The organism is Streptacidiphilus jeojiensis, from assembly GCF_042510965.1.
Classification (GTDB): domain Bacteria; phylum Actinomycetota; class Actinomycetes; order Streptomycetales; family Streptomycetaceae; genus Streptacidiphilus; species Streptacidiphilus jeojiensis.
In genome coordinates this window covers 59,447-66,784 of the sequence record NZ_JBEUKS010000015.1, presented here as the reverse complement: position 1 = coordinate 66,784, position 7,338 = coordinate 59,447, and the positions used below count along the sequence as shown (strand labels likewise).

Genomic DNA, 7,338 nt, shown 5'->3' with positions numbered 1-7,338 from the left:
AGGAACAGGCCCGCCTCCTGCCCACCCACCAGGACGACTACGACTGGGACACCTGCGCCGACATGTTCGTTGCGGCGTGGTTCACGACTGGGCAGCGGTGGTAGGCCACTCCCCGTCCCGCTGCGGAAGAGACGAGAACCCGAAACAGTCGCCTGCTGCCCAGGAGGCTCTGGAGCCAGCACACCGGGCAGCTCAGAGAGGCGAAGTCGCTCCGCGACGCCGGGTCACTTCGTCGAAGATGCTCCATCCGTCGACCTCTTCGGCGGTGGGATCGTCGGGTTGCCAACCCCGACTCAGGGCTACGTCGAGCATCGCCCTGACAGTGCCCGGCTCATGCAGGTTCATAGTCCTGCCGAACTCCGTGCCGACAGCCCCGGACGGCACGAGATAGCCGTCCGGGACAAGACGATCAGCTCCCGCCGGGAACGCGATGCGCAGACTGCCCGCCGCCTTGAACCGACGGATGACGAGGGTCTCGCAGCAGTCCTCGTACTGGCCGTTGCCCAGGGCGCGATGGCTGTGGCTCAAGGCCCAGAGGAAGACCTCCCCCTCGACCACGAGACGTCGTGCCCTCTTCGCACTGCGAACCATCCGCCGATCCTAGCGATAGCCGACCGGCCAGCGGACTCATCGCAAGCCTGCTCAGAGGCACTGCAACCTCAGCAGATAGGGAACCGTGAATTCGAGCGCGAGTCCGTCGCCACGACGCCGCGGCGGCCAGTACGGACTGTTCACCAATTCATCGCGAGGACGCTCCGGCCACGCCGCCGATATTTGTCACCCGCGTTCCAGAAAGGCCCCGGAATAACGAATTCCGCGCGCAGAGCGTGAGGCCCGATGCGCCTCGTGTGACCGCTCTGGTCCCCAGCTGGTCCCCAACCCCCCTGACTGGACGCCGCCGGGCTCGGCCCACTTCTGACGCCCTGTCACGCAAAAGCCCTCCGACCAGGACTTTCGTCCGATCGGAGGGCTTTTGACCTCTGTCGGGACGACAGGATTTGAACCTGCGACCCCCTGACCCCCAGTCAGGTGCGCTACCAAGCTGCGCCACGTCCCGAGGCTGCGGTGCCTTGCGGCTCTGCGGCCTGTTCCCGGTCTCCCGGGCACAGGAAGAACAATACAGCACGGCGGCCCGTGCTCGCGCACGCCTTTCGGATCGGGTTCGGGCGGCGGATGCGCTGGTCAGAGGGGCGGGGGGCGGTGGGACGGCGCTCGGGGCGGCGGCTCAGGGTGTCGGGTGGCGGGAGTCGTAGCGGGCGAACGAGGGGTAGCGGGCAGTCAGCAGGAGCATGACGGCGACGCAGGCCAGGCCGCCACTCACGGCGGAGAACGTGGGCGAGGTGAGCTGGGCGACCGTGCCGGATTCGAAGTCGCCCAGGCGCGGGCCGCCGGCGACGACGACCACGAAGACGCCCTGGAGTCGGCCGCGCATGTCGTCCGGGGCCGCTGCCTGCATGATCGTGTTACGGAAGATCATGCTGACGGTGTCCGACGCGCCCGCCACCGCGAGCAGCAGCAGGCCCAGCCACAGGTGCCGGGCCAGGCCGAAGCCGGCGATGGACAGCCCCCAGGCGAGTACCGCGCAGATGACCGCGAGGCCGTGCCGGTGCACCCGGCTGACCCAGCCGGAGAACAGCGCTCCCAGCAGTGCGCCGACCGCGGGGGCGGCGGCCAGCAGGCCGACGGTGCGGGCGTCGCCGTGGAAGAGGAGCAGCGCGAGGGCCGGGAAGAGGGCACGCGGCATGCCGAAGACCATGGCGGCGAGGTCGGCCATGAAGCTCATCCGGAGGTTGGGGCGGTCCTTCAGGAAGCGCAGCCCGTCCAGGACCGAGGCGCGGGGACGAGCCCCGTCCGCCTTCCCATCGCCACCGCTGCTCTGCGGGCGCATCGACGGCAGCCGCCACATCGCGTACAGCGAGGCACTGAAGGCGATGGCGTCGACCAGGTAGGCCGCCTGGTAGCTCCACACCCCGATCAGCAGGCCGCCCAGCATCGGCCCGACCGTCAGCCCCAGGTTCATACTGACCGTGGACAGCGCGTTGGCCGCCGGCAGCTGTTCGGCGGGGACGAGCCTGGGCACCATGGACGCCCGCGCCGGTGCGTTCAGCGCGAAGCACACCGCCTGGAGCGCCACCACCAGGTAGAGGACCCAGACCTGCCGCACGCCCAGGAAGGCCTGGACCGCCAGTGCCGTCGACAGCACCGCCAGGCCCGACGCGCCGTACAGGCCGAGTTTGCGCCGGTCCATGGTGTCGGCGATGGCGCCGCCGTAGAGGCCGAAGGCGACCAGGGGGATCAGCGAGCAGAGACCGACGAGTCCGGTCGCGAAGGGTGATCCGGTCAGCGCGTACACCTGGACCGAGATGGCCAGTGCGGTCATCTGCTGTCCGACGGACGAGACGCTCTGCCCGAACCACAGCCGCCGGAAGTGGGCGCTGGTGCGCAGCGGGGTGACGTCCGCGAGCGCGGTGCGCGCCAGGCGCCGCAGCCGACCGGACGAGCCGGAGGAAACCGGGGCCGCGGGTGCGGCAGGGGCCGGGACGGGGGCTATGGACTCGGGTGGCGGCGGCTTGGCTGCACTGCTGGTCTGTTCCTTGGGCACGTGTCATCTTCTCGCGTCCACGGCGCACCCTGTCCCTCGCCCCCACCCAGGACTACTCCGCGATCCGGCGGAACAGCCCCTCCTGCATCACCGACACCACCAGCTGTCCCTGCCGGTCGAAGAGCTGACCGCGCGCCAGCCCCCGTCCGCCGACCGCTACCGGCGACTCCTGCTGGTAGAGCAGCCAGTCGTCCGCCCGGAACGGCCGGTGGAACCACATCGCGTGGTCCAGCGAGGCCATGTCGAAGTGCCGCTTGCCCCACAGCGGCTCCACCGGGATCCGGACCGCGTCCAGCAAGGTCATGTCACTCGCGTAGGTCACCGCGCAGGCGTGCACCAGCGGATCGTCCGACAGCGCGCCGTTGGTCCGCAGCCACACCGCGCTGCGCGGCTCGACGCCCTTCAGCTCCTCCTGGGTCCACCGCAGCCGGTCCACGTAGCGGATGTCGAAGGGCTGGCGACGGCTGATGAACGGCGGCAGCTCGCCCAGCACCGAGCCGACCTCCTCCAGCGCGGTCGGCAGCGACTCCGGATCGGGCACCTCCGGCATCGCCAGCTGGTGCTCGAACGGCGACTCCTCGGGCAGGTGGAAGTCGGCCGTCAGGGCGAAGATGGTCCGTCCCTGCTGGACGCCGAGCACTCGGCGGGTGGTGAACGAGCGTCCGTCCCTGATCCGGTCGACCTGGTAGACGATCGGCACCCCCGGGATCCCCGGCCGCAGGAAGTAGGCGTGCAGGGAGTGCACCGGACGGTCGGCCGCCACCGTGCGCCCGGCCGCGATCAGCGCCTGCCCGGCCACCTGGCCGCCGAAGACCCGTTGCAACGACTCCTCCGGGCTGCGCCCCCGGAAGATGTTGAGCTCGATCTGCTCCAGGTCCAGCAGATCGACCAGCTGGTCGACGGGGTTGCCCATGGGGTGTACGTCCTCTCGGTGCTCACGCACGTGTGCGCTCTCGTGCGCTCTGGCGCCATTCTCCCCTGCGGCACCGCTTCCGCCCGCATCCAGCCGGCACGCCGCCCGGGCACGGGTCGCACGCGCCCCGCATCCGAATCGGATCCGACCCGGATGCGACCCGCATGCGACTCACGTACGGCTTTCTCCCAGGTAGCGGTCAGCTGATCCACAGGGTCCCGGCCGCGTCACCCCCGTCCCACCGGCCCCCACCCCGAGCGCAGCGGATACTCCGTGCGCCCCCCGTCCGGGTGATTCCGCCCGAGGAGGTGACGTACCGCATCAGTGCAGGTCACAAGCATAAGAATGCGGAATGAACACCTTCTCATCCGGGCAATACCGCCCATCTCGCATGCCATGATGCGGCCGTGCCTCTTGTCTCACCTGTCAGCTCCGCCGGTGCCGGTTCGCCCCCGCCGGACGAGGGCGGGAACCAGTCCGATCAGGACGCGTCGTCCTCCGGGTTCCTCACCGGCTTCCGCATCCCCGGCTGGCTCGGGTCCAGTGCCGGCACCCTGCACCGGCCCCCGGAGCAGGTCAACCGGATGCTCACGGTGCTGGCCTGCTCCAGCATGCTGATCGGCGCCCGGGACGTCTGGAACCGCACGATCATCAACCAGCAGGTCCACGCGCTGGCGGTGATCCTCTACTTCGGCGCCATCGTCGTGCTCGGGGTGCTCGCGCTGTCGGTGCGCACCCGGCGCGCGATGATCCTGGTGGACTGCGCCGCGCTGCTGGTGGCCGCGCTGGAGTGCGTCAACCGCTTCTTCACCGTCACCGCCGCGCACCCGACCACCGGCCCCTCCAGCCACGTCTACTACGGCACCGACGAGGGCTCGCTGGTCGACATGGCGGCCAGGACGCTGCTGCACGGCGGCCACATCTACGGGACCCAGTGGCCGCAGATCTTCTCGCTCTTCCATGTGGGCACCACCCCGCTGATGAACGGCGGGGCCGCGACCGGGCTCGACTACCCCCCGCTCGGACCGATCTTCACGGCCGTCCCCATGTACCTGGGACTCAGCCACCCCCCGGCCGGGCTGGCCGCCACCGCGATGCTGCTGCTGGCCTCGGTGGTGATGTTCCTGCTGCTGCCCGCTCCCTGGCGCTCCGTCTCCGTGATCGTCTGCTACGGATTCGGCTGGCTGCCCAGCTATGCCCAGATGGGCTACCCGGGCTGCATGGAGCTCCCGTTCCTGATGATCACCGTCGCCTACTGGCAGCGGACCGGGCGCGGCGGGAAGCTCGGCCGCTGGGGCGTGGTCCGCGCGGTCTGCCTGGGCATCGCCATCTGCCTGCACCAACTCACCTGGTTCCTGGCACCGTTCCTGGTGGTCGGCCTCTACCTGATCCGGCGCGGCGAGATGCCCGCCCGCGACGCGCTCCGGCTGGTGGGCCGGTACGTGGCGATCGCCCTGGGCGTCGCCGCGCTGATCAACCTCCCCTTCATCATCCAGGGCCCCTACGCCTGGCTGCAGGGGGTCTTCACCCCGATCTTCCAGAAGGCCATCCCCAGTGGCCAGGGCCTGGTCGGCATCTCGTACTACTTCCGCGACGGCAGTGGCAACATCCACCTCTACAGCGAGGCCGGACTGCTGCTGGGCATGGCCATGCTGGTGCTGCTGGTGATCTTCCCGCGGCGGCTCGGCCTCGCCGTCACGGTGATGCCCTGGCTGGTGTTCTACCTGTCGGCCCGCTCCCAGGAGGACTACTTCGACCTGACGGTGCCGCTGTGGGTGCTCGCCGCCGCGACCGTCAGCTCCACCGACTTCGACCGCGCCTGGCACCCCCGGCCGGCGCTGCTGCGGACCCGCACCGCCCGGGCGCTGCTGGTGCCGGTGCTGCTGCTGCCCGCCGCGGCCGCGCTGGTCGGCGCGATCGTCACTCCCCCACCGCTGTCCATGCGGGTGACCTCGATCAGGGCCACCAACGGGGTGACCGGCGTCCAGGCGCTGGCGGGCACGGTGAAGCAGCTGATGGTCAACGTCGACAACGTCACCGGGACCACCCTCACCCCGCACTTCGCCACCAGCACCGGGGCCAACATCTCCGACTACTGGAAGGTGCTCTCCGGCCCGGCATCGCTGGCCCCGCACACCCGGGCGGTGTATCTGCTGTCCGCTCCGCACGGCGGCGTGAGCGGTCCCGGGGTGCGCGGGAAGTTCCTGCTGCGCGCGGTCACCCCGCAACCGATGAGCATGTCCACCTCGCTGGTCGGCGTCGGGCCGCCGCTGTCGGCCAAGGCGCTCAAGCAGTTCGCCGCGCAGACCCCCTGACCCCCACTACCCAGGGGTCAGGGCCGGTAGGGCAGCGCCGGTACGTCGAAGCAGTTGGTGTCCATGTCCGGCACCTGGGTGACCCACCCGCCGCGCTCCCACCGCGCCACGTCCAGGCAGGCCCGCTGCAGCCCCTTCGGCGGGTCGGGCTGCGGCACGAACGAGGTGGGCACCAGCAGCCCGTGCGCCTGGTAGGGCTGCGGCCGCTGCATGTACCGGTCCAGGCAGCCGCGGTCGATCTGCGCACCGCAGGAGCCGGCCGCATCGGCGAACCACTGCGCCGCGGCCCACCCTTCCAGCTCCCACTGCGACAACTGTCCCTCCCTGGACGGGAAGTAACGCTTCATTGCGGCCCGGAACGCAGCCACCGCCGGGTACTGCACATCCGTGTAGGACCGGCTGGTCGACGTCACCCAGAGCGCGTTCAGGCAGCCGGGTACGGACTGGTAGTCGGTCCCGGTCTGCGCGCTCCAGTTCAGCCCCGTGGTCACCTTGGCCGTCACGGTCACCCCGGCCGCCGCCATCGCCTGGCACAGCGCGACGTTGCCCCGGGTGTCCATGGCGTCGAGCAGCAGTTGGCTCCCGTCGGCCTTCATCGCGGCGGCGACGGCGGCGAAGCCGGGCAGCGCGAAGTCCACGGTCTCGTTGAGCACGTGGTAGCCCTCCGCCTTCAGCCCCTGCGTGACCTGGGCTGCATACCGGGACGAGTCGGCCTGGTCGTAGTTGACCACCACGGCGCGGCTGAGGCCGATCTTCTGCTTGAAGTACCGGTAGACCTCGGTGGTGAGGTACTCGGTGCCGTTCCAGCCGACGGCCTTGCCGTCGCGCGGCTCCGAGCTGCCGTCGATGGAGTAGAGGTGCGGGTAGCGGTCGTAGGCGGTGCCGATCGGCTCGCCGCCGATGTCCGGCACGCCCTGGGCGCTGACGTAGGGGGCGCCCGCGTAGTCCAGGGCGCTGGTGGCGACCAGCGCCACCACATGGTCCTGGTCGATGAGCTTGTGGACGCAGCTCTGGTTCCCGCTGCCGGTGCCGCCGTCGTCGCAGGTCACCACGGTGACCTGACGACCGCCCCGCCCTGCGCCGGCGCCCAGGCCGCCGGCGGCGTCCAGGGCGCGGAAGAACGCCTGAGCGCCGTAGAGCGGCCCGCTGAACGTTCCGGTGCCCAGCAGGCTGGTTGCCGATGTGACGATGCCGACGGTGACCGGCGGTCCGGAGGCCGCGCCGGAAGCGATTCCCGACGCGGCCCCGGATCCGACCGCGGTCGCCCCCACGGCGCCCCCGGCCCCGGTCGGGCCCGGTGCGGCGAAGTCGCGCTCCGGCAGCCGGCTCCCACAGGCCGGCAGGCACAGGACGAGGGCGGCGGCGAACACCGCTGCCGCCCTTGACCCCGAACAGCGCCGCCCCACGCGACGCCGCCCGGCACGACGCTGCCCCGCACGCCGCCGCCTCACGGAACCCAACTCCGCTCCCGTCCCTGCCCCCGTCCCCGTCTGCGCCCGGTCCCCCGC

Annotated in this window: 5 protein-coding genes and 1 tRNA gene; 1 reads left to right on the top strand and 5 read right to left on the bottom strand. The window is 70.9% G+C overall.

All coding sequences use genetic code 11. From position 1 onward, the window contains the following. Positions 1–192 precede the first annotated feature (192 nt). From ABUW04_RS32880 to ABUW04_RS32865, 4 genes are all read right to left on the bottom strand, one after another. Positions 193–591: a hypothetical protein gene (locus ABUW04_RS32880; protein WP_380568105.1), complete on the bottom strand. Its 399-nt coding sequence runs from the start codon at positions 589–591 to the stop codon at positions 193–195. 392 nt (positions 592–983) lie between these two features. Continuing rightward, a tRNA-Pro gene (locus ABUW04_RS32875) sits at positions 984–1,057 on the bottom strand. 168 nt (positions 1,058–1,225) lie between these two features. Continuing rightward, the gene (locus ABUW04_RS32870; RefSeq protein WP_380568103.1) at positions 1,226–2,602 is read right to left on the bottom strand and encodes an MFS transporter; all 1,377 of its coding nucleotides are present in this window, start codon (positions 2,600–2,602) and stop codon (positions 1,226–1,228) included. A 52-nt stretch (positions 2,603–2,654) separates the two neighbouring features. Next, positions 2,655–3,515, bottom strand: coding sequence for an acyl-CoA thioesterase (locus ABUW04_RS32865; protein ID WP_030265170.1), 861 nt, complete (start codon positions 3,513–3,515; stop codon positions 2,655–2,657). A gap of 407 nt (positions 3,516–3,922) precedes the next feature. Between ABUW04_RS32865 and ABUW04_RS32860 the strand changes: the two genes are divergently transcribed. Continuing rightward, positions 3,923–5,830 (top strand): hypothetical protein, encoded by a 1,908-nt coding sequence (locus ABUW04_RS32860; protein ID WP_380568102.1) that lies wholly within the window; start codon positions 3,923–3,925, stop codon positions 5,828–5,830. A gap of 17 nt (positions 5,831–5,847) precedes the next feature. Here ABUW04_RS32860 and ABUW04_RS32855 read toward each other — a convergent pair whose 3' ends face one another. Continuing rightward, complete coding sequence (locus ABUW04_RS32855; protein ID WP_380568101.1) at positions 5,848–7,200, bottom strand: ABC transporter substrate-binding protein; 1,353 nt, start codon at positions 7,198–7,200, stop codon at positions 5,848–5,850. Between the last annotated feature and the right edge of the window lie 138 nt (positions 7,201–7,338).